Raw genomic sequence first — 26,382 nt, 5'->3', positions numbered from 1 at the left:
ATGAAACCTTTAAATTATGCTATATTAAAACATTTTACTAAAGTTCACGAAGCTTCAGTTATGGATGTTATGGAAGCTTTAAAAGATGATTATCAAAGCTTTAAAACTTTTAATAAAGAATCAATAATAGATGCTTTATTAACAGCAGAAGCAAACGGGTTAATCGAAGAGACTAGAGTTGATTTAGACCAAAATGAGGAGCTTTTAATCTTCTATCACGCAAACGAAGAAAGTAAAGCTACTATTAATGGGTATATAAGAGATTAATTTAAATTGGAGGTATTAACATATGAAATATTATGGAGATGAAGCTTTAGGGCTTGTAGAAACAATAGGTCTAGTTCCAGCACTTGAGGCTGCAGATAAAATGCTTAAAGCTGCAAATGTTGAATTAGTTTCATACGAAAATATTGGTTCAACTCTTGTTACTATAATGGTTAAAGGTGATGTTGCTGCTGTAAAAGCTGCTGTAGAAGTTGGAGCGGAAGCTGCAAATGCTATAGGAAAATTAACAGCTAAAAATGTTATGCCAAGACCTATTAAAGAAGTTGGAAAAATAGTATCAGTTCATGATATAGATGAATAGAAAGGAAATGGTTAATATGATTAGACGTGAAGCAATAGGATTAATTGAAACGTTTGGACTAGTTTTTGCTCTAGAAGCAGCTGATGCTATGTGTAAAGCAGCTGATGTTGAATTAGTAGGATACGAAAACGTGGCATCTGGTTATATTTCAGTAATAGTAACAGGAGATGTTGGAGCTTGCAAAGCTGCTGTAGATGCAGGTGTGAGAGCTGTAGAAGAAATGGAAGATGGAAATCTTTATAGTTCAGTAGTTATAGCAAGACCTCATAATGATCTTCAAAAAATTATAGATAAATACGCTATAGAATCACTATAGAAATTAATAAAAGGGGAGAAGAGAATGAATATTATAGATAATGATTTACTCTCCATGCAAGAAGCTAGAATACTTGTTGAAAATGCAAGGGAAGCTCAAAAAAGTTTATCAACTTTCCCTCAAGAAAAGTTAGATGAAATAGTAAACCGTATGTTAGAAGTTATAAAAGATTATCACGGTGAACTTTCTAGATTAGCTTTTGAAGAGACAGATTCCGGAAAGGTAGAAGATAAATTAATAAAAGATAAGTTTGTTGTTTCTTACTTAAAGAAAAAGTTAGATGGAATGAAATGCGTTGGGATTATAGGAAAAGATGATAAAAACAAAACAGTTGATATCGGAGTTCCTATAGGAGTAATAACAGCATTTTGTCCTATGACAAGCCCAGTTTCAACAATTATTTATAATGCAGTAATAGCTGTAAAGTCAGGAAATGCAATAGTTTTTGCACTTCACCCAAAAGCTAAAAATGTAATGAAGAGAACTTTAGATATTTTAATTAGAGCTGCAAACGGGTATGGACTTCCAGAGGGAGCTATATCGTATTTAAGCATAGTTTCAGAAAGCGGTTTTAAAGAGTTAATGAATCACCGTGATACTTCACTAGTTATGAACACAAGTGTTAAAGAATTACTTAAAATTTCAGACAAATGTGGAAAACCTGTGATTTATGGCGGAACAGGTAACGGACCTGCTTTTATAGAAAGAACTGCAAACATTAAAAAAGCAGTTAAAGATATTATTGATAGCAAAAGTTTTGATTACGGAATAGTTTCAGGTGCAGAGCAATCTATAGTTGTAGATAGTCCAATTGCAAATGAAGTAAAAGAAGAACTTATAAAAAACGGAGCTTATTTTATGAGTGAAGAAGAATCTGAGTCTTTAATAAAAATCCTTTTTGATAAGTATGGTAACTTTGAAAAAGAATTTATCGGAAAGTCAGCAAAGGATTTAAGTAAGAGAGCAGGTTTTAATATTCCTCAAGATGTAAAGGTTTTAATATCTAATCAAAAATTCGTTTCTTTAGATAATTTATATTCTAAAGAAAAGCTTTGCCCAGTACTTTCCTTCTACGTGGAAGACGACTGGATGCACGCTTGCGAAAAATGCATAGAGTTACTTTTAAGCGAGAGACAAGGACATACGCTTATTATTCACTCAAATGATGAAGAGGTTATAAAACAATTTGCACTTAAAAAGCCAGTTGGAAGAATCTTAGTAAATACTTCTGGAGTATTTGGAAGTATGGGAGGAACTACAAACCTATTCCCATCTATGACTTTAGGAAGTGGTTCTGCATTAAAAGGAATGACATCAGACAACGTATCTCCAATGAACTTATTATATATAAGAAAAGTTGGATACGAAGTTCGAGATAAAGATGAGTTTTTAAATTCTATAGGCATGAATAGAGAGGTTAATAATGTTATAGATGAAGGTTTAGATAATTCTTTAGATAATATGAAGCTTCTTAAAAATGTTTTAACTAGAATATTAAAAGAAACTAATTAAAGAGTAAAGGAGTAGATAAAATGGATATTCGTGAATTTTCAAATAAATTTATGGAAGCCACAAAAAATATGTCTGAAAATGAGCGTCAAGCACTATTAAAAATGTTTGAAAGCGTGTCAGATGATATTAAAAAAGATGATGAACCTAAAGTTACAGAATGTATAGTTACTTCAAATGATGGTGGTATTCCAGAGGGAATAACAGAGCGTTTAAAGAAACTTAAAGATAATTATTTAAAACATGTTCCAACAATAACAACTCATAGAGCTAGAGCTATAACTGAAATAGCAAAGCAAAATCCAGGAACACCAAAATCAATATTAAGAGGAAAATGTTTTAAACATTGCTGCGAAACAGCACCACTTGTAATCCAAGATAACGAGCTTATAGTAGGAGCTCCAAACGGTGCTCCAAGAGCTGGAGCATTCTCTCCTGATATAGCTTGGAGATGGATGGTAGATGAAATAGATACTATAGGGGAAAGAGCACAAGACCCTTTCTACATCTCAGAAGAAGATAAAAAGTTTATGAGAGAAGAATTATTCCCATTTTGGCAAGGTAAATCAGTAGATGAATACTGCGAAGACCAATATAGAGAAGCTGGAGTTTGGGAACTTTCAGGAGAATCATTTGTATCAGATTGCTCTTACCATGCAGTTAATGGTGGAGGAGATTCAAACCCAGGATACGATGTTATCTTAATGAAAAAGGGAATGATAGATATAGTTAATGAAGCTAAAGAAAAGCTTTTAGAACTTAACTATGCAAACCCTGATGATATAGAAAAAATATACTTTTCTAAATCACTTATAGATACAGCAGAAGGTGTAATGATATATGCAAAACGTATGTCAAACTACGCTAAAGAATTAGCAGATAAAGAAACAAATCCAAAAAGAAAAGCTGAACTTTTAAAAATTTCAGAAGTAAATGCTAAAGTTCCAGCTCACAAACCAGAAACTTTCTATGAAGCTATTCAAGCTGTTTGGACTATAGAATCACTACTTGTAGTTGAAGAAAACCAAACTGGTATGTCAATAGGACGTGTTGACCAATACATGTATGAATACTTTAAAAACGATTTAGAGTCAGGAAGAATGACTGAGTTTGAAGCCTTTGAACTTGCAGGATGTATGTTAATTAAAATGTCAGAGATGATGTGGATTACAAGTGAAGGAGGATCTAAATTCTTCGCAGGGTATCAACCATTTGTAAATATGTGTGTTGGTGGAGTTACGAGAGAAGGAAGAGATGCAACTAACGAACTAACTTATCTTTTAATGGATGCAGTAAGACACGTTAAGATTTATCAACCATCTCTAGCTTGTCGTATTCACAAATCATCACCTCAAAAATATCTTAAAAAGATAGTTGAAGTTATCCGTGCAGGAATGGGATTCCCAGCTTGTCACTTTGATGATGTTCACATAAAGATGATGCTTGCAAAAGGAGTATCAATTGAAGATGCTAGAGATTACTGCTTAATGGGATGTGTAGAGCCACAAAAATCAGGTAGATTATATCAATGGACTTCAACTGGATATACTCAATGGCCAATCTGTATAGAATTAGTTTTAAATAACGGTGTTCCATTATGGTATGGAAAACAAGTTTGTCCAGACTTTGGAGATGTCGATAGCTTTAAAACTTACGAGCAGTTTGAAAATGCTGTTAAAGAGCAAATCAAATTTATAACTAAATGGACAAGCGTTGCAACAGTTATATCTCAAAGAGTTCACAAAGAACTTGCGCCAAAACCTCTTATGTCAATGATGTATGAAGGATGTATGGAAAAAGGTAGAGGTGTAGAAGCTGGTGGTGCTATGTATAACTTCGGACCTGGAGTTGTATGGAGCGGACTTGCAACTTATATAGATTCAATGGCTGCAATTAAAAAGTTAGTATTTGAAGAAAAGAAATACACTTTAAGAGAGTTTAAAGAAGCTTTAAAAGCAGATTTCGTTGGATATGAAAAATTAAGAAAAGACTGTTTAGAAGCTCCAAAGTACGGTAATGATGATGACTACGTTGATTACATCGGTGCAGATTTAATTAACTTTACTGAAATGGAACATAGAAAATATAAAACATTATATTCAGTTTTAAGTCACGGAACTTTATCAATTTCAAACAACACTCCATTTGGTCAGTTAACAGGTGCTACTGCAAATGGACGTAGAGCTTGGACTCCTCTTTCAGATGGTATAAGTCCAACTCAAGGAGCAGACTTTAAAGGGCCAACAGCTATCATTAAATCTGTTTCAAAAATGGCTTGTGACAACATGAATATAGGAATGGTTCATAACTTTAAGTTAATGTCAGGACTTTTAGATACACCAGAAGGAGAACAAGGAATAATAACACTTTTAAGAAGTGCTTGTGCTCTTCAACTTGGAGAAATTCAATTTAACTATCTAGATAACAACACATTAATAGAAGCTCAAAAAAATCCAGAAGCTTATAGAGATTTAATAGTTAGGGTAGCTGGATATAGTGCTTACTTTGTAGAGTTATGTAAAGATGTTCAAGACGAGATTATAAGTAGAACTATGCTAACACATTTTTAATAAAATTATAAATCTTTCTTTGGGGGATAAAAATTAATTTAAACTTCCCCCAAAGAAAAGGTTTAAAAAAGCTTAGGAGTTTAGATATGAATAATAACACAAATGGAATTATCGAAAGAAAGGCAAGAATTTTCAATATACAAAAATACAATATGTATGACGGCCCAGGTGTTAGAACTATAGTATTTTTTAGAGGTTGTCCTTTGCGCTGTAAATGGTGTGCAAATCCTGAAGGGATGATGGTAAAAAATAGAGTCATGTTTAAGAAAGATCTTTGTGAAAACTGCTTAGAATGTGTAGATGTTTGCCCAGTTAAGGTGCACAAAGTAAATAGCGTTACAGGGCTTCATGAAATAGATAGAGAAGTTGATTGCATAGGCTGTAGAAAATGTGAAGAATCTTGCGTAAAATCAGCAATAAATATAGTCGGTGAAAACAAGACTATATCAGAATTATTAGAGATCATAGAAGAGGATAGAACCTTTTATGAAATGTCAGGTGGTGGAGTTACCCTTGGAGGAGGGGAAGTTTTAATGCAACCTGAAGCTGCATTAAGTCTTCTTATGGCTTGTAAAAATGTTGGAATCAATACAGCTATAGAAACATCTGGATATACAAAAAAGGAAAATATTTTAAAAATTGCAGAATTTACTGATTTATTCCTATTTGATATTAAGCACATAAACTCTGATGAGCATTTTAAATGGACAGGAGTTAGAAATGAGCAGATTTTAGAAAATTTAAAAAATCTTCTTCAAAATAAATTTAATGTCCAAATACGTATGCCTCTTTTAAAAGGTGTAAATGATAGCGAAGAAGCAATAACTAAAGCTATGGAATTTTTACTACCATATAAAGATTATAAAAATTTTAAAGGTATAGATTTATTACCGTATCACAAGATGGGAGTTAATAAATATAACCAACTTGGAATTGAATACCCAGTATATGGCGACCCTAGTTTAAGCGAAGAAGACTTAAACAGAATTGAAAATTATATCAAAAGATATGAAATGAATGCAAAGGTAGTTCGTCACTAAAATGAGTAGTAATTTAAATGATAGAAATATACAAAGGGTAATTCAAGAATCAGTACCAGGAAAGCAAATAACTTTATCACATATTATTGCATCTCCTATGAAAGATATTTATGACAGATTAGGAGTAGATGAAAGAGGAGCTATAGGGATACTTACATTATCACCTTATGAAACTGCAATTATAGCAGCAGATATTGCAACTAAATCATCAGATGTTGAGATTGGTTTTTTAGATAGATTTACAGGGTCAGTCTTAATAAGTGGTGATGTAGATAGTGTAAATGAAGCTTTAATATCAGTAAATCAAACCTTAAAAGAGATGTTAGGTTTTACTGTTTGCCCTATAACTAGAACATGAAGAAAAAGAGAATTATGGTTGTTGGGAGAAGAGCTTCTGGAAAAACAACTATAGTAAATTTTTTAAATGATTATAAGGGTCCTCTAAAGCGGACAGCAGATGTTATTTATGGTGAAAAAACTATGGATATTCCAAGTTCTTATTTAGAAAGCCCTTGGATGTATAAGCACATTATAGCCTTAGCACAAGATGCTAAAAAAATAGTATATGTATTAGATTCTAAAAATCCTAAAGAAACAATAAGTGATGGCTTTACAAAACTTTTTAATTTAGAAGTTGTTGGAGTTATAAATAAGGCTAGAGATGATGAAAAAAATATTAAAACATGCAAGGAAACTTTAAAGAGGATAGGGATAAAAGAGCCATATTTTTTAATTAGAGAAAATAGTGAAGTAGATATGAAACATCTTAAAGAGTATCTACTTAAATAGGTAGGTGAATAGATAAATGCTTAGATTTATTACTGAAGATTATTTAAAAGACTTATATAGAAAAGAGCCCTTTAAAGAATTTAAGCTAAGAGAAGATCAAAGGCTTACTCCTGGAGGGAGACAATACTTACTAGATAAAGGGATAAAAATAAATAGTAATTTACCTACAGATAGCAAAAAAGAAGAAGTTAAAGAAGAGGTTTTAATAGATTTAGATAAAAGAGACAGTCACAAAATCGTTACATACAAATTAAAGTCTATTGAAGCATCATTTTTAGAAGCAGCAAGCAAGATTATTAATGAGGACTTAAAACTATCTCAAAAGCTTATAGATTTAGAGAGAAAAATAAAAAATTTAAGAGAGTTTACAGAAGGAAAAACAAAATTAGAATCCATTAATCCTAAAGTTTGTGATTTTGAAAGTACAGAAATAGAAATTACAGACGTTTATATACACCTAAAAGAATGCAAAAAAATATTAAATCTTTACATCCTCCTTTGTAAACTTAACGAATTTAAATATTACCTTCTAGAAATAGAAGAAGATGAGATAGTTTTAGTTATAAAAAACAATTTAGAAGATATTATAAAAGAATTATCTATGACTATATCTATGGAAATAGGAGGATAAAATATTGAGTGATAAAAGTAAAACTTTCGAGTACTGTGATGATTTAGTAAGTAAATTCGAGAAGGTTATAGAAGACCCAATCTTAGAAAAATCATCAGTTTATTATACAGGAGTGGACCTTGGAACTGCGTGTGTAGTTTTAGCAGTCCTAGATGAAAATTACAGGCCGGTTGCAGGGGCGTATAGATATGCTGATGTTGTACGAGACGGTATGGTAGTTGATTATATTGGTGCAGTAAAAATAGTTAGAGAACTAAAAAAAGAGATAGAAGAAAAGTTAAACTCTGAACTAATTTATGCAGCAGCCGCTATTCCACCTGGAACAGATTCCTTAGACGGTGGGGCTATAAAAAATGTTGTACAAGCTGCGGGATTCGAACTTACAAACCTATTAGATGAACCTACAGCTGCAAACGAAGTTTTGAAAATTCAAAACGGAGCTGTAGTTGATATAGGTGGGGGAACTACTGGTACTTCCATTATAAAAGATGGAAAAGTAGTTTATGTTGCAGACGAGGCAACAGGGGGAACTCACTTCTCCTTAGTTATCTCAGGTGCATACGGAATGACTTTTGATGAAGCTGATGAATTTAAAAGAGATAATAGTAAACATGAAGAATTATTACCAGTTTTAAAACCTGTAATTGAAAAGGTTGGTTCAATAATTAATGATCATATAAACGGGCAAGACGTTAGAGAGATATCATTAGTTGGAGGAACAGCTTGCCTTACAGGAATTGAAGGGGTAATAGAAAATAAGATTAAGGTATATACACATAAACCAAAGAATCCTATGTTTGTTACACCGCTTGGGATAGCACTAAGTTGCACAAGTGAGATTTTAGATTAAAGGGAGCTTTAAGCTATGGATTTTAAACTTATAAAATCACCTACAGAAGGGACAAAACGTGCTCTTATAAAGAGGATGGGAATAGAAGGCAAAGAAGCGATAGAAAATGTGGATGCTATAGGCCTTATGCAAGGCAAATTAATAGAGATGATTTATGCGATAGATGTTGCTGAAAAAGCAGCAGGGGTAATAGTTGAAGATATAAAAGGAATTTGCCCACAACATATGACTTCAATTGCGATTCTTGGAGATACAGCATCAGTTGAATCTGCAATAGAAGAGATAAAAATAAAGATGAAAGAAGGAAAGGGCTTATGATAACAGCAAAATTAATAGATAATATCTGGGCAACTAGAAAAGCGGATAATCTTTATGGACTTAAGTTTATGTTAGCTGAGGAAATAGGCGGAAGCTTTAGTGGAAGAAGATTCATAGTTGTAGATAATATTGGGGCTGGGATAGGAGATAGAGTTATCGTAAGCACAGGATCATCTGCAAGAAAGATGCTAAAAGATGATGAGATTCCAGTTGATGCTGCAGTTATAGGAATTATAGACGAAGACTGCAAATTCAGCGAATAAAATAAATTATAATCTTTGAAAGGATGTGAGAAGGTGAAAAGATTAATTTGTGCAAAAGATATGGAAGAATTTTTAGCTACAGGGGAAAAGGTTTTCTATATAGACAAAGACATAATCTTGACTCCATCAGCTAAAGATATAGCTAAAAATAATAACATTTCATTTACTACAGAAAAAATTAGTGAGAAAGAAATTTTTAGTGCTGAATCTAAATGCTTAGAAAATATAGTTTCAAAAAATGGTGATGCCATGAAGCTTTTAGATATGTTTAAAGAGTTAGTTAATGAAGGTTTACTTCAAGAGATGTTAAAAATATTAGCTACAGGAGAAAGTTCAAACTTTATATCTTCAGTAGATGAAAGTGGATTAAAAGTAGTAAGAGGAAATTCAGTAAAGATGGATGTCTTTGATACTGGAAATCCAGATAATAAAGTCTTTTTCCAAGAGCTAGTTAGTAAAGACGAATCTAAAATGAGCGCTGGATTTTTAATAATTGAAGATTCAGAGTTTGAATGGGAACTAACTTACGAAGAAATAGATTACGTAATAGAAGGAATAGTAACTGTTTCTATAAATGGTAAAACATATGAAGCAAATGCTGGTGATGTGTTATTTGTTCCTAAAAACTCTAAAGTAGTTTGGGGATCGCCTAATAAAGCTAAATTATTCTACGCAACATATCCAGCTAACTGGGCAGATTTACTTTAATTACTTAAGGAGGATAGATAATCATGCAAGCAATAGGAATGATAGAAACTAAAGGGTTGTTAGCAACTATTGAAGCGGCTGATGCTATGGTTAAATCAGCAAATGTTAATATCCTTGAAAAAGTATATATAGGCGGAGGGTATGTTTCAGTTACTGTAACTGGTGATGTTGGAGCCGTTAAATCAGCTGTAGATGCTGGAGTTTCAGCAGTAAATAGATTAGATAGTAATGCTTTAGTTTCAAACCATGTGATTGCAAGACCACATAGAGATATAGAAAGCATAATAGAAACTAAACCTGCTATAGAAAGATTAGAAGAATCTATAGAAGAAGAAGTTTTTGAAGAATTACTTGAAGAAGTAGTAGAAGAAGCTATAGAGGAAACTGTAGAAGAAGAGGTAACTAAAGCTATAGATAAGGCCTCTAAAGAAGAAGTTTTAGAAGATTTAGAAGTTCTAGATAAAATTATAGATTTAGAAATTACTAAAGAAGAATTAGACAAGCTTGTAAAAGAAAAAGGTTTAGAAGAAGCTTTTAAAGATTTAGATAGCTTAAAGGTATCTAAAGTTAGAAAACTTTGTAAAGAATATAAGGATTTAGACATTACAAGTAAGGCTATTTCAAAGGCAGATAAGGTGTCACTTCTAAATAGACTTAAAAATCATTACAAAAAATAGTCTTTAAAGAAGGAGGAATATTGGTTTGGAAAATTTCGATAAAGATTTAAGATCAATACAAGAAGCTAGAAACTTAGCAAGAAGAGGAAAGATTGCAGCAAACAAAATTGCTGATTTTAGCGAAGAAGAAATAGATAAAATAGTTAGAAATATGGTTAAAGCTGCAAAGGAAAATGAATTATGTCTAGCGGAGATGGCTGTAGAAGAAACTGGATTTGGTAAGGTTTTAGATAAAGCTACAAAAAACAACTTAGCATCAGAGGTTTTATATGACTCAATAAAAGATATGAAAACTATAGGTGTTATAAAAGAGGATAAAGAAAATAAATTAATTGATATAGCAGAGCCTGTAGGATTAGTTATGGGGATAGTTCCTTCAACAAACCCAACATCAACTGCAATATTTAAATCAATAATAGCAATAAAATCAAGAAATGCTATAGTATTTTCACCTCACCCATCAGCTGTTAAATGTACAAGCACAGCAGCAAAACTTATGCACGATGCAGCTGTAGAAGCTGGAGCACCAGAAGATATTATAACTTGTGTTACATTAACTTCAATAGGAGCTACAAATGAACTTATGAAAGCAAAAGAAGTAAGTTTAATAATAGCAACAGGTGGTCCTGGAATGGTAAAAGCAGCTTATTCATCAGGAAAACCAGCACTTGGAGTAGGAGCTGGAAACTCACCTGCATATATTGAGAGAACTGCAAATATTGAAAAAGCTATAAGAAATATAATAGCTAGTAAAACTTTCGATAACGGAACAATATGTGCATCAGAGCAATCAATAATCTGCGAATACTGTAACGAAGAGAAGGTTGTAGAAGAACTTAAAAAGTCTGGCGGATACTTTATGACAGAGGAAGAAACAAATAAAGTTTGCAGTCTTTTATTTAAGCAAGGGAACGCTATGAACGCAGCATTCGTTGGAAGAAGCGCAGAATATATTGCAAAAGCTGCAGATATTTACGTGCCAGAAGGAACTAAAGTTTTAATAGGAAGACAAGGGGGAGTAGGACCTAAATACCCTCTATCTTATGAGAAACTTACAACAGTTCTTGGATTCTATGTAGTAAATGACTGGATGGAAGCTTGTGAATTAAGTATAGAACTTCTTCAAAATGGAATAGGTCATACTATGAGTATTCACACAGAAGATATAGAAATAGTTAAAAAGTTTGCTAAAAAACCAGCATCAAGGATTTTAGTAAATACAGGTGGATCATTTGGAGGAACAGGAGCTTCAACAGGACTTATGCCATCATTCACTTTAGGATGTGGAACATGGGGAGGAAGTTCAGTTTCAGAAAACGTAACTCCAATGCATCTTATAAATATAAAGAGAGTTGCTTATGGCTTAATCGATTGTGATACCATCGGTAAAGGAAGAGAAACTAGCAATAATAAAACTTGCTGTGAAACTAATTACACTGATAATTGCTGTAATAATTCAAATAAAACATACGGGGAAATGAACTTAAGTCCAGCTGAGATTCAAAGAAAATCAGAAAAACCTGTAACTATAGACGAGACAATCGTAGAAAAAGTTAATAACTTAGATAACGAAGAAGTGATGGACTTAGTAAATAAAATCATAGCTACTATGAAAAAGTAGAAACTATGAAGAGGTAGATTTAAACATGGAAAATTTAGATGAAGTATTAAAACTTTTACTTACAGCAGTTAAGGAAAGTGAAGAAAAGAAAAAAGAAGTTAAAGATTCTTTTGAGATTCCAGTTGGGATTTCAAATAGACATATACATCTTTCAAAAAAACATGTTGAAATGCTTTTTGGAGAAGGATATGAATTAACAAAACTTAAGGATTTATCACAAAAAGGACAGTATGCTTGCAAAGAAACTGTAACTGTATGTGGTCCTAGAGGATCTTTAGAAAAGATAAGGGTGCTTGGCCCAGTTAGAAGTAAGACACAAGTAGAATTATCTATAGGTGATTGTAGAGCTACTGGAGTTTCACCAAGCGTTAGACTTTCAGGAGATTTAAAAAATACATCAGGAATAACTTTAATTGGACCTAAAGGAAGTGTCCAGTTAGAAGAAGGTGTAATAGTAGCACAAAGACATATCCACATGAATAACGAACATGCAGAGCATTTTAAAGTTTCTGATGGGGATATAGTTAGTATAGAAATAAAAGGTTTAAGAGGGGGAGTTTTAAATAACGTAAGTATTAGAACTAACGATTCATTTAGCCTTGAGTGCCACTTAGATGTAGAAGAGGCAAACTCTTTTGGAATAACACCAAAATCAAAAATAAAGATTTTAAGCGCTTAAAAAATATCGCTTAAAATAGAAAACATTAATAAGTTTATAAAAAAATTAAAATAAAAAATAAAAGGATTTTTAGGAGGATTTTAATATGAAATACGATGCTTTAGGAATGATTGAAACAAAAGGATTAATAGGATCAATAGAGGCTGCTGACGCAATGGTTAAAGCTGCTAATGTTTACTTAATAGGAAAAGAATATGTTGGAGGCGGACTTGTAACTGTAATGGTTAGAGGTGACGTAGGAGCAGTTAAAGCTGCAACAGATGCAGGAGCAGCTGCAGCGCAAAGAGTTGGGGAGCTAGTTTCAGTACACGTTATCCCAAGACCACATTCAGAAGTTGAAGTTATATTACCAACTTCAAAAGAAGAAAAATAATCCAAAAAAGCTTATACTTAAATAACTTTTAACTAATAAAGAAAAAAGGTCTTTGCAAATACTAATTGCAAAGACCTTTTAAATTCAAAATAATTTTATTTCTACAAGTTGAATTTATTAACATTATCCTCAAGATTCTCAGTTATGGTTATAAGAATTTCTGAAGCGTTTGAAACAGTATCAACTGATTCAGCTTGAGAGTGAATAGTTGCTGAAATTTCTTCAGTTGCAGCAGCTGATTCTTCGCAAATAGCTGTGATTCCCTCAATAGAATTAAGGACATCAGCTTTTGAACTTTCTATATTATCCATATCTTTTGCAAGGGTTATTATTTTACTTGCCATAGATTTAAATGAGTTACTTAAATCATCAAATACCTTTGAAGATACATCCATAGAGATATTAGCTTCTTTAATAGTGTCATTTGAATCGCCTATTACTTTTTCAATATTATCAATATTTTTGCAAATATCATTTATAATAACTTCGATCTCGTTAGTAGAGTGAGAAGTTTCTTCTGAAAGTTTTCTAATCTCTTCAGCAACAACACCAAAGCCTTTACCAGCTTCTCCAGCTCTTGCAGCCTCTATTGCTGCATTTAATGATAAAAGGTTAGTTTGCTCTGAAATAGAATTTATAGCAACTACTATATTTCCAATAGATTTAGACTTCTCTGCTAAAATTTTAACATTCTCAGTTGTGGCTATTCCCATAGAAGTAGTTAAATCTAACTTACTTACTAGATCCTTCATAGCTTCTCCACCATTATTATTAAATTCAATTACTTTATTTAAATCATTTTTTATAGTTTCAACTGAATTAACTGCACTATCAACTCTACTTGCAAGTTCAGCTAGCATTTCAGAACCTTTTTGAGCCTCACTTGCTTGTTCTTGAGCTCCGTTTGCAAGTTCCATAACAGTTTGATTAATGCTTACAGAAGATTCTTTTAAGTCTTGAGTTATAGAATTTAGGCTTTCAGCTTGAGAGAATGTACTATCAGAGCATTCTTTTATATTAGCCATACTTTCTTTAAGAACACTTCTTAAATGAAGAACAGCTTTTCCCATAACTCCAGTTTCATCTTCTGGGAATTTATAATTGTTATATTCATCTCTATCTTCTAAATCTAAATTAGCTGTAGTATTAACTAAAGTAGAAAGGAAATTTATAGGGTCAGTTATTTTTCTAGAAATATATAAAGCTATTATTGCAACTATTATGCAAATAAAAATAGTAATAAGCACGTTAACTATAATACCTTTATTAATACTACTGAATATATCACTTTCATTTGCTATTATAGCCATAATATTTCCATTAGTAAGTTTAGTGTAACTTAAGATAGCTTTTTTACCATTAGCTTTAACTTCTTCTGTTCCTGTAGTTTTATCACCTATCTTTAAATCAACACCTAAAGTATTTTTTAAAGATTCACCTGGTTTTGCATTTTTATTTACTATAAAGTTTAAATCCTTATTAGTTAAAAAAGCATAACCATCATCAAATACTTTTACATTGTCTATCATTTCTTTAAACTTATCAAAAAATAAGTCTATAGCAATAACACCAATTAATTTATTATTTGAATATATAGGCATAGTATATGACATTCTCATATTAGAAGAGTGAGCATCAGTGTGAGCATCGCTCCAAATAGGAGATTTAGAATTTACAGGGTTATAATACCACTGCATGTCTTGAGCATCAGGTTTAAATTGATCTTTAGTAAACTTATTCTTTTTAACTAAAGGTCCGCCTAAAGTATCTCTTTCGTAGATTATTTGATGAGCTTTATCAGTAAGTTCAGGGTTAATTATAAGAGCTACCCCGAGTGCATCGTTATAATCTTTTGCAATGTTTTTTATGTATGGATCTAGCATGTTAGTGAAATCAGTTATGTACTTATCATTTTTATCTAGCTTTGATTCATCGAAAACATTAGATACTAAAAGATCAATGCTATTTGCATAGTTCATAGTTTTATTTAAGACTTCATCTATAGAATCAGCATTAGTTTTAGATAGTAATTCCATATTACTAGTCGCTTGTTCTTTAAATAAAGACTTACTTTTAATAGTACTTGTAGTTGTGATTATTATAGATGTAACAATACAACAAAAAAGTATTGAAAACATCACTTTAGTAGATATTTTTTTCATAGCTTCCTCCTTTGCTTCCCAAATAATCTTATCGAGTTAAAAGAGAATAAACTTTATATGATATTTAAAACCTTAGAGAAATTTATTATTAATGAAAGGAGTTTAAAGTAAATAGCTTATTAAATTTAAATAAGTTAGAATATGGATGTTATTTAATGGATATAGATTAAATATAGGAAAGAAGAGTATAATTTTAGTAAGTAGTTAAAAAAACAGGATAAATTTGGTATAATATAGATATAGAAAACTAATCATAAATTCTCTTTTTTCAAAAAATAAATCTGTTATTTAAAAAATAGTTTTTCAAATTATTTAAAATGGGAGGAGATTAATTATGAAAAAAATATTATCTTTAATTTTGATTATGTCTATGTTTATTTTAGTAGGCTGCGGTGAAAAAAAGGATGCGACTCCTAAAGAAGAAGGATCTCAAACTACAGAACAAACTAGTAATGATGAAAAAGAAAAGCCTAAAGAAGAAATAAAAGAAAATGAAAATAAAGACAAAACTAATAACGATATCGAAAAAGAAAAGGAAGATAGTAATGGTACTGAAACTGAAGTAACTGATAAAAAAGACCCTGAAAAAGTTAAAGTAAAAACTTTAAATGTAAATATGTATTTTTACGACGTTATAAATGATAAATGGGTAAAAGAAAAAACTAAGGTTAAATCAGATAGAATTAAAGACTTAGTGATAGAAGTAAGAAATAACAAAAAGAGCGGTATTCCTAAAAAAACTAAAGTTTATAGCGTAACTATAAAAGATAAAATAGCAACAGTAGATTTAGGCCGTGAATTTTTAGACCCTCAAACAAACTCATCAGCAGGGGCAACAGCTAAAGTATACTCTATAGTAAATACTTTATGTTTAAACAAGAATTTAGGAATAGACGGCGTTATGTTTTTAATAGATGGAAAAAAATCAGAAACTATAGGACCTATAGATAACACTAGAGTATTAAAGCCTATGGGGGTTTAAGATATTAAAAGTCAGCAAATTAATTGCTGACTTTTAATTTTTTATGAATTATAAATTAATGTATTCAAAATCATTGGTATAAGGGCGATAATATAAGTGGAAAAAAATGCTTTAAAATAAAAACAAAGGAAATAAGGGGAACAAATGAAAAGTAAAAAAATAATTAGTATAATATTATCTTCAGTTATGATTGCATCTGTTATTACAGGGTGTGGAAAGGATAAAGAAACTTCAGACTCAAATAATGGAAAAAGTGCAGAAGTTCAGAATGAAGTTAATTTAGATCAAAAACAAGATGAAACTAAGAAAGATACGGAAATAAAAAATAACGAAGTTAATGTATTACCAGAAAGATCGGAAAACAATGAGAAAACTAAAATTTATAAAGAAGCGATAGTAGAAGTTAAAAATAATTCTAATAGAAGCTATAAAAATGATTTAAATGATATTACGGTAAAGAAAAGTGTTTCTACAATTAAAGAAAATGCAGAATTAAAAACTAAAGAGGTAGTAAATAAATTAACAACTAAAGATGAAAATAAAAATAATGATAATAAAATTGAAGTGAAAAATGAAAGTAAAATTGATAATGGAGGTTTAAGTAAAACTTCAAATAAAAATAATCAAAAAGAGATTACTGAAATATCTAAAACAAATCCTGAAGGTGATATATTAAATGAGGTATCTGAAAAAGATAAGCTAAATAATATAAATAAAAAATATATGTCAGCAGAAGTGTTTGGAGGGGAGGAGGAGAGAGCTCCAAACCTTTATGAATGTTTAGGGTTAATATTTGGATTTGATGCTGGCGAAGAACTAAATGGATATACTATTGAAATAGGTGAGTACGATAAAGGAACACGTACAAGCGCATGCATAACTGGTGACAAAATAATTTTAAATGTAGATTTATATGACGGATCTGATAGAGAATTAATAGAAAATGCCATAAATAAAGCTTTAAAAAATATAAAGATAGATCAAAGATTGAAATTGAGAGGAAATTTTAAACCATTAGATGAATTTATTAAAGAAGGTGCTCTAAAAGAAGAGGATGTTCCGGAGTTTGTAAAAAAATTTGGAAAGATAAGTATCCAAGGCGGTAAGTACGGAAGAAGACCGGCAAGTTTAGCGTTTTTAGGTTACGATATTTCGATTAGTGAAGGTAAATCTTTAAATGGTTATAATTTTGAAACAGGTAAAATAACAGAGGGCACTAAAACAGCTGTTAAAATTAAAGGTAAATCAATAATAATAGATATAGATTTAGTTAAATGTAATGAAAGTAAAGAAAAATTACAAGAAGAAATAAATAAAGCAATAGAAATGGTTGGAAAACCACAGCGTGTAGAATTATCAGGCTGTTTAATTGCAAGTTAAATATTAAAAAAGATAGCTAAATGATACGATCCAATTTAAATTGGATTGTGTCATTTAGCTATCTTTTTTTGTTTCTTACAAAAATGAAAGATAAATGTAATAAAGATAAATATGGATTGTTATAAAAAAATTATATTATGTATATGACGATTGGGAAATCACTAAGGGGAGGGATAACTTAAGAGATTAATATTAAGTTTAACAACAATACGTATAGCTTCAGTAGTTTTAGTTATTTATATTGGATACTTTTATATAACATATATCGGATATAAAAATACTGTAAATATACTTTTGAAAAATAGAAAGTAATTAACAAAAAAGGAGAATTAAAATGAATAATATATTACAAGTTAAAAATATAGAAAAAATTTATGGAAATAAAGAAAATAGAACAACTGCTTTAAAGGGAGTAAGCTTTGATGTAAGAGAAGGTGAGTTCGTTGGAATAATGGGACCTTCAGGAAGCGGAAAAACAACACTTCTTAACTGTATATCAACTATTGATACAGTTACAACAGGTCAAATACTATTAGATGGTGAAGACGAAACTAAATTAAAGGGAAGAAAGCTTGAAGAGTTTAGACGTGATAAGTTAGGATTTATATTCCAAGATTATAATCTTTTAGACACCTTAACAATATACGAAAATATAGCATTAGCACTTACAATTCAAGGAAAAAAGCCAAGAGAGATAGATAGAAAAGTTAGAGATATAGCAAAGAGACTTGGAATTGATGCGATGCTAAATAAATTTCCATACCAAGTATCTGGAGGACAAAAGCAAAGGGTTGCTTGCGCTAGAGCTATAGTTACAGAACCAAACGTAGTCTTAGCAGACGAACCTACAGGAGCACTTGATTCAAAATCAGCAAGGAAATTACTTGAAAGTTTTGAAAGCATAAATAAAGAGTTACAAGCTACAATACTTATGGTTACTCATGATGGATTTACAGCAAGTTACGCAAACAGGATTTTATTTATAAAAGATGGAAGTCTTTTTAAAGAATTAGTAAAAGGAAATAAAACTAGAAAAGAATTCTTTGATGAGATTATGGATACAGTTACTCTTCTAGGCGAGGAGGCTTAAAAATGTATTTTAAATTAGCACTTGGAAATATAAAAAAGAGCTTTAAAGATTATTCAATATACTTTTTAACACTTACTTTAGGAGTTTGTATATTCTATGCTTTTAACTCTATAGGAGATCAAAAGGCATTTACAGAGATGGCTGGTAATAAAGCTCAGTATGCAAGGCTTCTTCAAGCATTAATAGGAGGAATATCTGTATTTATTACGATAATTTTAGGTGGTTTAATAATTTATGCGAATAATTTCTTAGTTAAAAAACGTAAAAAAGAGCTAGGGGTTTATATGACTCTTGGTATGAGCAAAGGTAAGATATCTAAAATTTTAACTTATGAAACAGTTTTAGTTGGGATAATTTCATTGATTATTGGGTTGTTAGTAGGATTTGGTTTATCACAAATAATATCTATTTTTGCATCAAAACTATTTACATTTACAGTTAGTAAGTATAGTTTCTTTATATCTGTAAGTGCAATAATTAAGACTACAATTGCATTTAGTGCAGTATTTATTATAGTTATGATATTTAATTCATATTCTATTTCAAAGTACAAGCTTATAGATATATTAAATGCATCTAAAAAGAATGAATCTATAAAAATAAAAAGTCCTATTAAAAATGCTATTATTTTTATAGTTTCAGCTTGTATTTTAGCCTTAGCATATAACCTTGTTATAAAAGCTGGACTTAACACTCAAAAAATAGAATTTAAATTATCTATAATACTTGGAATAATATCTACATTAGGTATATTCTTTAGTTTATCAGGATTCTTTTTAAATTTAATTCAAAAGAATAAAAATATATATTTAAAGAAATTAAATATATTTACCTTAAGACAAATAAACAGTAAGATTAACACTAATTTTATTTCAATGACTGTTATTTCACTTATGTTATTTTTAACTATAGTAACTTTATCAACAGGATTAAGTTTTAAAAAATCAGTTGAAAGTGATTTTGAGAACGCTACACCCTTTGATATATCAGCATCAGTGTACCTTAGAGGTGATAACAAAAGTATTTCGATAAAAGAATCTTTAGATAAAGAAGGATTTAAGATAAATCCTGAAGATAAGGCTGCTTTTTATAACATTTATACTGTACCAGATTTAGTAATGACAGATTATATATATTCAAATAAAAAGGATAGCGTAGCTGAAAAACAATATAAAGAAATGAAACTTAAAGGTAGAGCAATTGGAATTACTGATTATAATAATATAAGAAAGATTGAAGACAAGGACCCGATATCTTTAGATGATGACAAAATATTAGTAACTTCAAATATTTCAGAATTTAAAGATTCAATAAACAGTCTTATAGAGAACAAAAAGAAAATAAAGGTTTCAGGAAAAGAATATGGAATTCAAAATAAAGAAATAATAAATGAAGAATTCTTAGGTATGGGATTTGCAGAAAACAATTTAACTATAATAGTTCCAGATAATGCAATAAAAGGTTTAAAGATAGACAGTAACAGGATGGCTGTAAATTTACAAAAGAAATATGATGAAAAAGAGTCAGGAAGATACAGAAATCTTTTTAATAAGTTTAAAAAAGAAGCTGATAAAACTGATAGTAGGCAGTATATTTCAGGATATACAAAAGTAGAAATATATAATTCATCAGTTGCATCAACAAGTACAATCTTATTTATAGCTATATACTTAGGGATTATATTCTTAATAACTAGTACAGCGGTACTTGCACTTCAACAACTTTCAGAAGCAAATGATAGTATTAGTAGATACAAATCGTTAAGAAGAATAGGTGTAGATGGAAATATGATTGATAAATCAATATTTACTCAAGTTAGTATTTACTTTGGATTACCTCTTTTAATGGCATTAATCCACTCTGTAGTTGGAATTAATGTTGTAAATGACTATATAACTTCTAGTTCTCAAGCTGATATAGGAGCATCGTCTTTAGTTACAACAGCTATAATGGTAGCTATTTACGGAGTATACTTTATAGCAACTTATATAGGGTATAAAGGAACAGTTAGAAATAGTTTCAAAAAATAAACTTAAAATAAATATATATAAATAAAGTCATTAGATTTCTAATGGCTTTATTTTTTTATTTTACCTTACAAAATTGAAAGGTAACTGTAAGGAAGTTAGATATGATTAAAGTATAAAAGGGAGTATTATAATATACATAGAGAACGAAACGTAAGGGGAGTTAAATTATGAAAAACATTTTAGAAGTTAAAGATATAGAAAAATTTTACGGAAACAAAGATAACATAACAAGAGCATTAAAGGGAGTAAGCTTTGATGTAAGAGAAGGTGAGTTCGTTGGAATAATGGGACCTTCAGGGAGTGGTAAAACAACACTTCTTAACTGTATATCAACTATTGACACAGTAACTAGAGGTCAAATACTATTAGATGGTGAAGACGAAACTAAATTAAAGGGAAGAAAGCTTGAAGAGTTTAGACGTGATAAGTTAGGATTTATATTCCAAGACTATAACCTTTTAGACACTTTAACAATATACGAAAATATAGCATTAGCGCTTACAATTCAAGGCAAAAAGCCAAGAGAAATAGATAGAAAAGTTAGAGATATCGCAAAGAGACTTGGAATTGATGCAATGCTAAATAAATTTCCATACCAAGTATCTGGAGGACAAAAGCAAAGGGTTGCTTGTGCTAGAGCTATAGTTACAGAACCAAACGTAGTCTTAGCAGACGAACCTACAGGAGCACTTGATTCAAAATCAGCAAGAAAATTACTTGAAAGTTTTGAGAGCATAAATGAAGAATTAAATGCTACAATACTTATGGTTACTCATGATGGATTCACAGCAAGTTACGCAAACAGAATTTTATTTATAAAAGATGGTAAGCTATTTAAAGAATTAGTAAAAGCTAATAAAACTAGAAAAGAATTCTTTGATGAAATTATGGATACAGTAACTCTTCTAGGGGAGGGAGAAATCTAATGTACTTAAAATTAGCGATAGGAAACGTAAGAAAGAGTTTTAAAGACTATTCAATATACTTTTTAACACTTACTTTAGGTGTTTGTATATTCTATGCCTTTAACTCAATAGGAGATCAGAAAGCATTCTCTGAGATGGCATCAAGCAAAGCACAATATATAGAGTTATTACAACAACTTATATCAGGTGTTTCAATATTTATTTCATTCATTTTGGGTGGATTAATACTTTATGCAAATAACTTTTTAGTTAAAAAGCGTAAAAAAGAGCTTGGAGTTTATATGACTTTAGGTATGAAAAAAAGTAATATTGCAAAAATATTAACTTACGAAACAGCTGTAGTTGGTATTTTATCATTAGCAGTAGGGCTTGTAGTTGGTATAGGACTTTCACAGATAATATCATTATTTGCAGCTAAGTTATTTACAGTATCACTTAGCCAATACAAATTTTTATTATCTACTGAAGCAATAATTAAAACTGTTGTATACTTTGGTATAATATTCGTTTTAGTTATGATATTTAACTCAGTTGTTATTTCAAAATATAAACTAATAGATATGTTAACAGCATCAAGAAAAAGTGAAAATATTAAAGTTAAGAGTCCAATATTAAACGGGATTATCTTTATAATTTCAGCTGTTCTATTAGTTATAGCATATAGATTTGTAATTAAAGCAGGATTAAATCCATCAGATTTAAAATTTAAGTTATCTATAGTGTTTGGAGTAGTTGCAACACTAGGTATATTCTTTAGTTTAGCAGGATTTGTTTTGAATTTAGTTCAAAAGAACAAAAATGTTTACTTAAAAGGCTTAAATATTTTCACTTTAAGACAAATAAACAGCAAAATAAATACTAACTTTATATCAATGACAGTAATATCACTTATGCTATTTTTAACAATTGGTACTTTATCTACAGGATTAAGTTTTAAAAATGCTTTAGAAAAAGGTTTAGAAAAGACTACACCATATGGTGCAACTGTAACATCTTTTACAGATAGAGACGGATCAATACCAAGCATATCTAAAAATTTAAAAAAGGCAGGATTAAATTTAGGTTCAAACGATAAACAAGTTACTTTTAATGAGTATTACTTAGATGGTACTCCAAGTATAGATATAGTTGGAAAGTATATACAAGATGGTACAGTTAAAAAATCATTAGAAGAAAATAAAATACCAGCAATGGCTATAACAGAAACTTCATATAATCAATTAAGAAATTTACAAGGAAAAGAAGCTATAAAACTTGAAAATGGAAAAGTTTTAGTTTCTTCAGAGAAAAAAGAAATAATCGATGCTTTAGAAAAGGCATCAAATGAAAAGATAAAAATTAATGGAAAAGATTATTCAATTCAAAATAAAGATGTTATAAATGAAAACTTTGAAAGTTCAGGAATGGAATCTAACATATTAACTTTAATAGTTCCAGATGATGTTGTTAAAAATATTAAGCCAAGTACTGAGATTATGAATATAAACTTTGGAGATAAGGCTGATGAAGCAAAAGCACAAAAAATATTCACAGCAATTAGGGATGGTAAAATTAAAAATGTTGACTTCGTAAACGGAATGACTAGAACTGAAATATATGATCAAAACAATGGTATGACTAGTACAGTATTATTTATAGGAATATATCTTGGAATAATATTCTTAATAACTAGTACAGCAGTACTTGCGCTTCAACAATTATCAGAAGCAAGTGATAGTTTAGAAAGATATAAATCATTAAGAAGAATAGGTGTATCAGAAAGTATGATAAATAAAGCTATATTTAAGCAAGTAAGTATATACTTTGGATTACCACTTATAGTTGCTTTAATGCACTCAGTTGTTGCAATTAAAGTTGTTAATGACTTCCTTTCATTATTTAACAAACCAGATATAGGTATGTCATCATTATTAACTGTTGTAATAATGATTGTAGTATACGGAGGATATTTCGTTGCTACTTATGTAGGATATAGAAGCACTGTTAAAAATGGAATAAAATAAATTTAAGAAAAGACTACTCTTAAAAGGGTGGTCTTTTTTTTGTTGGTAATAAATAGAAGAGAGGGAGTAGTAATAAAAAATAATTAAAAATGAAAAAAACTACACCAATGTTACGAAATATTATTGGTACAAGGGATTTTCGCTATATTAGGGTAAATTTTTGATATTTTGGACAAGTAAAAAATATTTAGACAAACTATAAAAATTTGATCGTAGTAGACAAGTAGAAGTTAGATGGACAAGCTCTTAGCTAGACCTATATTAAGGGTTAGTCTGAGAATAATTAAATAACTTTTACACAAAAAATAGAACTTATTAAATTAGATAAAACAGTATGTTTTTCATAAGATCCTTCGTAAATATACAAGAACCAATTTAAATAAACTTGTAGATACTTTGTAGCAACACTTCTAAATTTTCTAAGCCATCTTCTTAAATTTAATATAAAATCAGAGCAGTGACTAAGTAAAATATGACTTTCTTCTTTAGAAATTTTTAATTCTTTCTTTTTATGAAGAGCGTAGTTTAATTTCTTTGATACAAGATAAGAAAACCTATCTTTTCCTGGCAAGAAATAAGTATTAAAGACAGGGTTAAATTCATTTAATAAATTCTCTATAGATTCCTTTGTAGGGCTCATAGAATCAAAGGATATCTTAGCTAGAGAGTAATTATTTTTATTAATAGTAGTAGCTACAAAGATGTTTTTTCTTCTAGAAATAGTGCAAACGGGAGGAGTCTTTTGCCCTTTAAAGTTTTCTAAAAATTTAGTGTGTCTCATAGCTGTAACTATATGGGTTCTTCTTGAATCAGTATAAGTTTCTATATGCTTTAGTATCTTGTGTCTCCATCTAAAAGAAGTTTCTATACAAATATTTAATCTATCAGCGCAATCTCTAATAGTAGCACCAGATAGCATAAGACGAGTATATTTATCCCAAAGGTCTACACTCTTTCTAGTATTATGCCAGACAAGCCCAGTTCCTTCGTTAAAGGTTTTAAGACAATCCTTGCATTGATATCTTTGGACGCATCTATATTTACCGTATTTAATAAAGTGTTTTGAATCGCAATGGGGACAAGTAGATGTATGTACCATAATCTCACCTCGAAAAATTTTGATTTTTTTAGTTATTTTGATTATGGACATAAAAAAGTGCCTTTATTCAGGCTATTTTAGTAAAATACCAACAAAGAAGCGAAACAATGTTGTAGGGGAGTATAGACTATATATAACATAGTATTAAAAATCAGAGGATTATTTAATATCAAAAGTAAAGATGAAAATAATCGAGATACTGTTTTTGCACAGAGTTTCTAGTAAATATATCTAAAAATAAATATAATAGATTAACATTTGGTAAGGGTTAAAATTATAAAATTTATAATTTTAGCCTTTTTATTTACAAATCAATCGAAAATTGTTGAAAAAAATTTAAAGAATGAGTATAATAGTGGATAATTATTAAGGAATTATTAATAAGCAAAGGAAAAAATGAAATTAATTCAAAACAGAGAGATGGGGTTATATTATGAAAAAGAACAAAGATATATTAATAGTTGGATTTGCACTCTTCTCTATATTTTTTGGTGCAGGAAACTTAATTTTCCCACCATTTATAGGTCTTACATCAGGGAGCAGTTGGGGAACTAGCTTCTTAGGATTTATAGTAGCAGATGTTGGTATAATATTTTTATCAATTTTAGCTGTTGCAAAGAGCGGATCACTTCAAGGCGTTGTAGGAAGAGCCGGAAAGAAATTTGGAATAACTTTAGAAATATTAATGATGTTATGCCTTGGACCTATGCTTGTAGTTCCAAGAACAGCAGCAACAACATTTGAAATGAGTATAAAACCTTTATTTGGTGGATTTAATCCTATGGTATTTTCAATAATCTTCTTTATTTTAGTACTAATTTTAAGCATTAAGCCAAATAAAGTTATGGACATAATAGGAAAGTTTTTAACACCGATATTACTTATAGCATTAGCATTTTTAATTATAAAAGGAATAGTTTCACCTATAGGTACATTAGAAAATGTAGGTTCTAATGAGTTATTTGTTACAGGATTAACTCAAGGATATCAAACGATGGACGCATTAGGGATAGGGGGAATAGTTGCACTTGTTATTACTGCTTTTAGAAATAAGGGATACGGAAATAACGAATTACTAGGACTTACAACTAAAGCAGCCCTTATAGCTTGTGTTGGACTTGCTTTAGTTTATGGGGGGCTTACTTATTTAGGAGCGACAGCTTCAGGATTATATGATACAAGTGTTTCTCAAACAGCTTTATTAGTAAACATCACACATAAATTATTAGGTACAACAGGTACTATGATACTTGCTATAGTAGTAGGATTTGCTTGTTTAACTACAGCCGTAGGGTTAACTTCAGTTACAGCTAAATATTTTGAAGATGTAACTAAAGGAAAATTAAAGTACCAGGTTATAGTTATTATTATTTGTTTATTCAGTGCAGTTATGTCAAACTTAGGTGTAGATACTATAATTCAAATTGCAGTACCTATATTAAGTTTAATTTATCCAGTATCAATAGTATTAGTTGTTATGAACTTATTTAAAGGTGTATTTACTAAAGATGTAACCTATAAAGGTGCAGCTTATGCAACTCTTATAATTAGTCTTTTAACAGTTTTAAATAATTATGGATTAAACTTTGAGTTTGTAAACAAACTTCCTTTATCAGGACTAGGATTAAATTGGGTTGTACCTGCAATTTTAGGTGGATTATTTGCTACAATAGTATTTAGAAGCAAAGTTCCAAACACTAAAATTAACTTTAATAATTAAATTGGTAGTTAAATCTGGGCTTTTAGCCCAGATTTTTTTTATTTCTTGAAAAAACATTTG

The 26,382-nt window shown here is 30.1% G+C and carries 26 protein-coding genes; 24 read left to right on the top strand and 2 right to left on the bottom strand.

Annotation, left to right across the window (positions count from 1 at the left end):
• The 17 genes from M4I33_RS05520 (at position 1) to eutM (ending at position 12,930) form a co-directional block, all read left to right on the top strand.
• Positions 1–267 (top strand): hypothetical protein, encoded by a 267-nt coding sequence (locus tag M4I33_RS05520; protein WP_257915874.1) that lies wholly within the window; start codon positions 1–3, stop codon positions 265–267.
• Between the two features lie 22 nt (positions 268–289).
• Positions 290–586 carry a BMC domain-containing protein gene (locus M4I33_RS05515; RefSeq protein WP_194189461.1) on the top strand — a complete coding sequence of 99 codons (297 nt, stop codon included), beginning with the start codon at positions 290–292 and terminating at the stop codon, positions 584–586.
• 16 nt (positions 587–602) lie between these two features.
• The gene (locus tag M4I33_RS05510) at positions 603–902 is read left to right on the top strand and encodes a BMC domain-containing protein (protein ID WP_194190944.1); all 300 of its coding nucleotides are present in this window, start codon (positions 603–605) and stop codon (positions 900–902) included.
• Between the two features lie 24 nt (positions 903–926).
• Complete coding sequence (locus tag M4I33_RS05505; RefSeq protein ID WP_257915873.1) at positions 927–2,414, top strand: aldehyde dehydrogenase family protein; 1,488 nt, start codon at positions 927–929, stop codon at positions 2,412–2,414.
• A 20-nt stretch (positions 2,415–2,434) separates the two neighbouring features.
• Positions 2,435–4,981, top strand: coding sequence for a choline trimethylamine-lyase (gene cutC, locus M4I33_RS05500; RefSeq protein ID WP_257915872.1), 2,547 nt, complete (start codon positions 2,435–2,437; stop codon positions 4,979–4,981).
• Positions 4,982–5,067: 86 nt separating this feature from the next.
• Positions 5,068–6,021 (top strand): choline TMA-lyase-activating enzyme, encoded by a 954-nt coding sequence (gene cutD, locus M4I33_RS05495; RefSeq protein WP_257915871.1) that lies wholly within the window; start codon positions 5,068–5,070, stop codon positions 6,019–6,021.
• A gap of 1 nt (position 6,022) precedes the next feature.
• Positions 6,023–6,379 carry a BMC domain-containing protein gene (locus M4I33_RS05490; RefSeq protein ID WP_257915870.1) on the top strand — a complete coding sequence of 119 codons (357 nt, stop codon included), beginning with the start codon at positions 6,023–6,025 and terminating at the stop codon, positions 6,377–6,379.
• Entirely contained in the window at positions 6,376–6,810 is a 435-nt protein-coding gene (locus tag M4I33_RS05485) for a EutP/PduV family microcompartment system protein (protein WP_374707692.1), read from the top strand. The genes M4I33_RS05490 and M4I33_RS05485 overlap by 4 nt, the downstream gene beginning before the upstream one ends.
• Positions 6,811–6,826: 16 nt before the next feature.
• Positions 6,827–7,441, top strand: a complete 615-nt coding sequence (locus tag M4I33_RS05480; RefSeq protein WP_257915868.1) for a hypothetical protein — start codon at positions 6,827–6,829, stop codon at positions 7,439–7,441.
• A gap of 4 nt (positions 7,442–7,445) precedes the next feature.
• The gene (gene eutJ / locus M4I33_RS05475; protein ID WP_194189468.1) at positions 7,446–8,291 is read left to right on the top strand and encodes an ethanolamine utilization protein EutJ; all 846 of its coding nucleotides are present in this window, start codon (positions 7,446–7,448) and stop codon (positions 8,289–8,291) included.
• 15 nt (positions 8,292–8,306) lie between these two features.
• Positions 8,307–8,609, top strand: a complete 303-nt coding sequence (locus M4I33_RS05470) for a BMC domain-containing protein (RefSeq protein WP_257915867.1) — start codon at positions 8,307–8,309, stop codon at positions 8,607–8,609.
• The gene (locus M4I33_RS05465; protein WP_194189470.1) at positions 8,606–8,872 is read left to right on the top strand and encodes a EutN/CcmL family microcompartment protein; all 267 of its coding nucleotides are present in this window, start codon (positions 8,606–8,608) and stop codon (positions 8,870–8,872) included. The genes M4I33_RS05470 and M4I33_RS05465 overlap by 4 nt, the downstream gene beginning before the upstream one ends.
• A 33-nt stretch (positions 8,873–8,905) precedes the next feature.
• Positions 8,906–9,580 (top strand): cupin domain-containing protein, encoded by a 675-nt coding sequence (locus tag M4I33_RS05460; protein ID WP_257915866.1) that lies wholly within the window; start codon positions 8,906–8,908, stop codon positions 9,578–9,580.
• Between the two features lie 23 nt (positions 9,581–9,603).
• Positions 9,604–10,257, top strand: a complete 654-nt coding sequence (locus M4I33_RS16865; protein WP_308367272.1) for a BMC domain-containing protein — start codon at positions 9,604–9,606, stop codon at positions 10,255–10,257.
• Between the two features lie 25 nt (positions 10,258–10,282).
• Positions 10,283–11,878: an acetaldehyde dehydrogenase (acetylating) gene (locus tag M4I33_RS05450; protein WP_257915865.1), complete on the top strand. Its 1,596-nt coding sequence runs from the start codon at positions 10,283–10,285 to the stop codon at positions 11,876–11,878.
• 25 nt (positions 11,879–11,903) lie between these two features.
• A complete protein-coding gene (locus tag M4I33_RS05445) occupies positions 11,904–12,557 on the top strand; it encodes a phosphate propanoyltransferase (protein ID WP_257915864.1) in 654 nt (217 codons plus the stop codon).
• A gap of 85 nt (positions 12,558–12,642) precedes the next feature.
• On the top strand, positions 12,643–12,930 hold the full coding sequence (gene eutM / locus M4I33_RS05440; protein ID WP_194189475.1) for an ethanolamine utilization microcompartment protein EutM: 288 nt from the start codon (positions 12,643–12,645) through the stop codon (positions 12,928–12,930).
• A gap of 101 nt (positions 12,931–13,031) precedes the next feature.
• Here the strand turns inward: eutM and M4I33_RS05435 are convergent, their stop codons facing one another.
• Complete coding sequence (locus M4I33_RS05435; protein WP_257915863.1) at positions 13,032–15,092, bottom strand: methyl-accepting chemotaxis protein; 2,061 nt, start codon at positions 15,090–15,092, stop codon at positions 13,032–13,034.
• Positions 15,093–15,426: 334 nt separating this feature from the next.
• On the opposite strand from M4I33_RS05435, the gene M4I33_RS05430 reads away from it, so the two are divergent.
• The 6 genes from M4I33_RS05430 to M4I33_RS05405 all read left to right on the top strand — a co-directional run bounded on the left by M4I33_RS05430 (position 15,427) and on the right by M4I33_RS05405 (position 23,503).
• Positions 15,427–16,074: a GerMN domain-containing protein gene (locus M4I33_RS05430; RefSeq protein ID WP_257915862.1), complete on the top strand. Its 648-nt coding sequence runs from the start codon at positions 15,427–15,429 to the stop codon at positions 16,072–16,074.
• A gap of 144 nt (positions 16,075–16,218) precedes the next feature.
• Complete coding sequence (locus M4I33_RS05425; protein WP_257915861.1) at positions 16,219–17,454, top strand: hypothetical protein; 1,236 nt, start codon at positions 16,219–16,221, stop codon at positions 17,452–17,454.
• A gap of 334 nt (positions 17,455–17,788) precedes the next feature.
• Positions 17,789–18,544: an ABC transporter ATP-binding protein gene (locus M4I33_RS05420; protein WP_257915860.1), complete on the top strand. Its 756-nt coding sequence runs from the start codon at positions 17,789–17,791 to the stop codon at positions 18,542–18,544.
• Between the two features lie 2 nt (positions 18,545–18,546).
• Positions 18,547–20,574: an FtsX-like permease family protein gene (locus M4I33_RS05415; RefSeq protein WP_257915859.1), complete on the top strand. Its 2,028-nt coding sequence runs from the start codon at positions 18,547–18,549 to the stop codon at positions 20,572–20,574.
• A gap of 167 nt (positions 20,575–20,741) precedes the next feature.
• Positions 20,742–21,500, top strand: coding sequence for an ABC transporter ATP-binding protein (locus M4I33_RS05410; protein WP_257915858.1), 759 nt, complete (start codon positions 20,742–20,744; stop codon positions 21,498–21,500).
• Positions 21,500–23,503, top strand: a complete 2,004-nt coding sequence (locus tag M4I33_RS05405; RefSeq protein ID WP_257915857.1) for an FtsX-like permease family protein — start codon at positions 21,500–21,502, stop codon at positions 23,501–23,503. The genes M4I33_RS05410 and M4I33_RS05405 overlap by 1 nt, the downstream gene beginning before the upstream one ends.
• 283 nt (positions 23,504–23,786) lie before the next feature.
• Here M4I33_RS05405 and M4I33_RS05400 read toward each other — a convergent pair whose 3' ends face one another.
• Positions 23,787–24,602 (bottom strand): hypothetical protein, encoded by an 816-nt coding sequence (locus M4I33_RS05400; RefSeq protein ID WP_257915856.1) that lies wholly within the window; start codon positions 24,600–24,602, stop codon positions 23,787–23,789.
• Positions 24,603–25,035: 433 nt separating this feature from the next.
• Between M4I33_RS05400 and brnQ the strand changes: the two genes are divergently transcribed.
• Complete coding sequence (gene brnQ, locus M4I33_RS05395) at positions 25,036–26,322, top strand: branched-chain amino acid transport system II carrier protein (RefSeq protein ID WP_257915855.1); 1,287 nt, start codon at positions 25,036–25,038, stop codon at positions 26,320–26,322.
• The last annotated feature ends 60 nt before the right edge of the window (positions 26,323–26,382 follow it).

Origin of the sequence: Clostridium sp. LY3-2 (genome assembly GCF_024705715.1) — a bacterium.
GTDB lineage: Bacteria > Bacillota > Clostridia > Clostridiales > Clostridiaceae > Clostridium.
The sequence above is the reverse complement of the archived record's forward strand: the minus strand, read 5'-3'. Positions and strand labels throughout refer to the sequence as shown.

Bases quoted from the DNA above. Each gene is read 5' to 3' on its own strand.
- M4I33_RS05505 (WP_257915873.1), top strand. From the start codon at position 927: ATGAATATTATAGATAATGATTTACTCTCCATGCAAGAAGCTAGAATA.
- M4I33_RS05415 (WP_257915859.1), top strand. From the start codon at position 18,547: ATGTATTTTAAATTAGCACTTGGAAATATAAAAAAGAGCTTTAAAGAT.
- M4I33_RS05510 (WP_194190944.1), top strand. From the start codon at position 603: ATGATTAGACGTGAAGCAATAGGATTAATTGAAACGTTTGGACTAGTT.
- M4I33_RS05515 (WP_194189461.1), top strand. From the start codon at position 290: ATGAAATATTATGGAGATGAAGCTTTAGGGCTTGTAGAAACAATAGGT.
- M4I33_RS05445 (WP_257915864.1), top strand. From the start codon at position 11,904: ATGGAAAATTTAGATGAAGTATTAAAACTTTTACTTACAGCAGTTAAG.
- M4I33_RS05520 (WP_257915874.1), top strand. From the start codon at position 1: ATGAAACCTTTAAATTATGCTATATTAAAACATTTTACTAAAGTTCAC.
- M4I33_RS16865 (WP_308367272.1), top strand. From the start codon at position 9,604: ATGCAAGCAATAGGAATGATAGAAACTAAAGGGTTGTTAGCAACTATT.
- M4I33_RS05420 (WP_257915860.1), top strand. From the start codon at position 17,789: ATGAATAATATATTACAAGTTAAAAATATAGAAAAAATTTATGGAAAT.
- M4I33_RS05465 (WP_194189470.1), top strand. From the start codon at position 8,606: ATGATAACAGCAAAATTAATAGATAATATCTGGGCAACTAGAAAAGCG.
- brnQ (WP_257915855.1), top strand. From the start codon at position 25,036: ATGAAAAAGAACAAAGATATATTAATAGTTGGATTTGCACTCTTCTCT.
- M4I33_RS05435 (WP_257915863.1), bottom strand. From the start codon at position 15,092: ATGAAAAAAATATCTACTAAAGTGATGTTTTCAATACTTTTTTGTTGT.
- M4I33_RS05410 (WP_257915858.1), top strand. From the start codon at position 20,742: ATGAAAAACATTTTAGAAGTTAAAGATATAGAAAAATTTTACGGAAAC.
- M4I33_RS05405 (WP_257915857.1), top strand. From the start codon at position 21,500: ATGTACTTAAAATTAGCGATAGGAAACGTAAGAAAGAGTTTTAAAGAC.
- eutM (WP_194189475.1), top strand. From the start codon at position 12,643: ATGAAATACGATGCTTTAGGAATGATTGAAACAAAAGGATTAATAGGA.
- M4I33_RS05400 (WP_257915856.1), bottom strand. From the start codon at position 24,602: ATGGTACATACATCTACTTGTCCCCATTGCGATTCAAAACACTTTATT.
- M4I33_RS05485 (WP_374707692.1), top strand. From the start codon at position 6,376: ATGAAGAAAAAGAGAATTATGGTTGTTGGGAGAAGAGCTTCTGGAAAA.
- cutD (WP_257915871.1), top strand. From the start codon at position 5,068: ATGAATAATAACACAAATGGAATTATCGAAAGAAAGGCAAGAATTTTC.
- M4I33_RS05490 (WP_257915870.1), top strand. From the start codon at position 6,023: ATGAGTAGTAATTTAAATGATAGAAATATACAAAGGGTAATTCAAGAA.
- M4I33_RS05430 (WP_257915862.1), top strand. From the start codon at position 15,427: ATGAAAAAAATATTATCTTTAATTTTGATTATGTCTATGTTTATTTTA.
- M4I33_RS05425 (WP_257915861.1), top strand. From the start codon at position 16,219: ATGAAAAGTAAAAAAATAATTAGTATAATATTATCTTCAGTTATGATT.
- M4I33_RS05480 (WP_257915868.1), top strand. From the start codon at position 6,827: ATGCTTAGATTTATTACTGAAGATTATTTAAAAGACTTATATAGAAAA.
- M4I33_RS05470 (WP_257915867.1), top strand. From the start codon at position 8,307: ATGGATTTTAAACTTATAAAATCACCTACAGAAGGGACAAAACGTGCT.
- cutC (WP_257915872.1), top strand. From the start codon at position 2,435: ATGGATATTCGTGAATTTTCAAATAAATTTATGGAAGCCACAAAAAAT.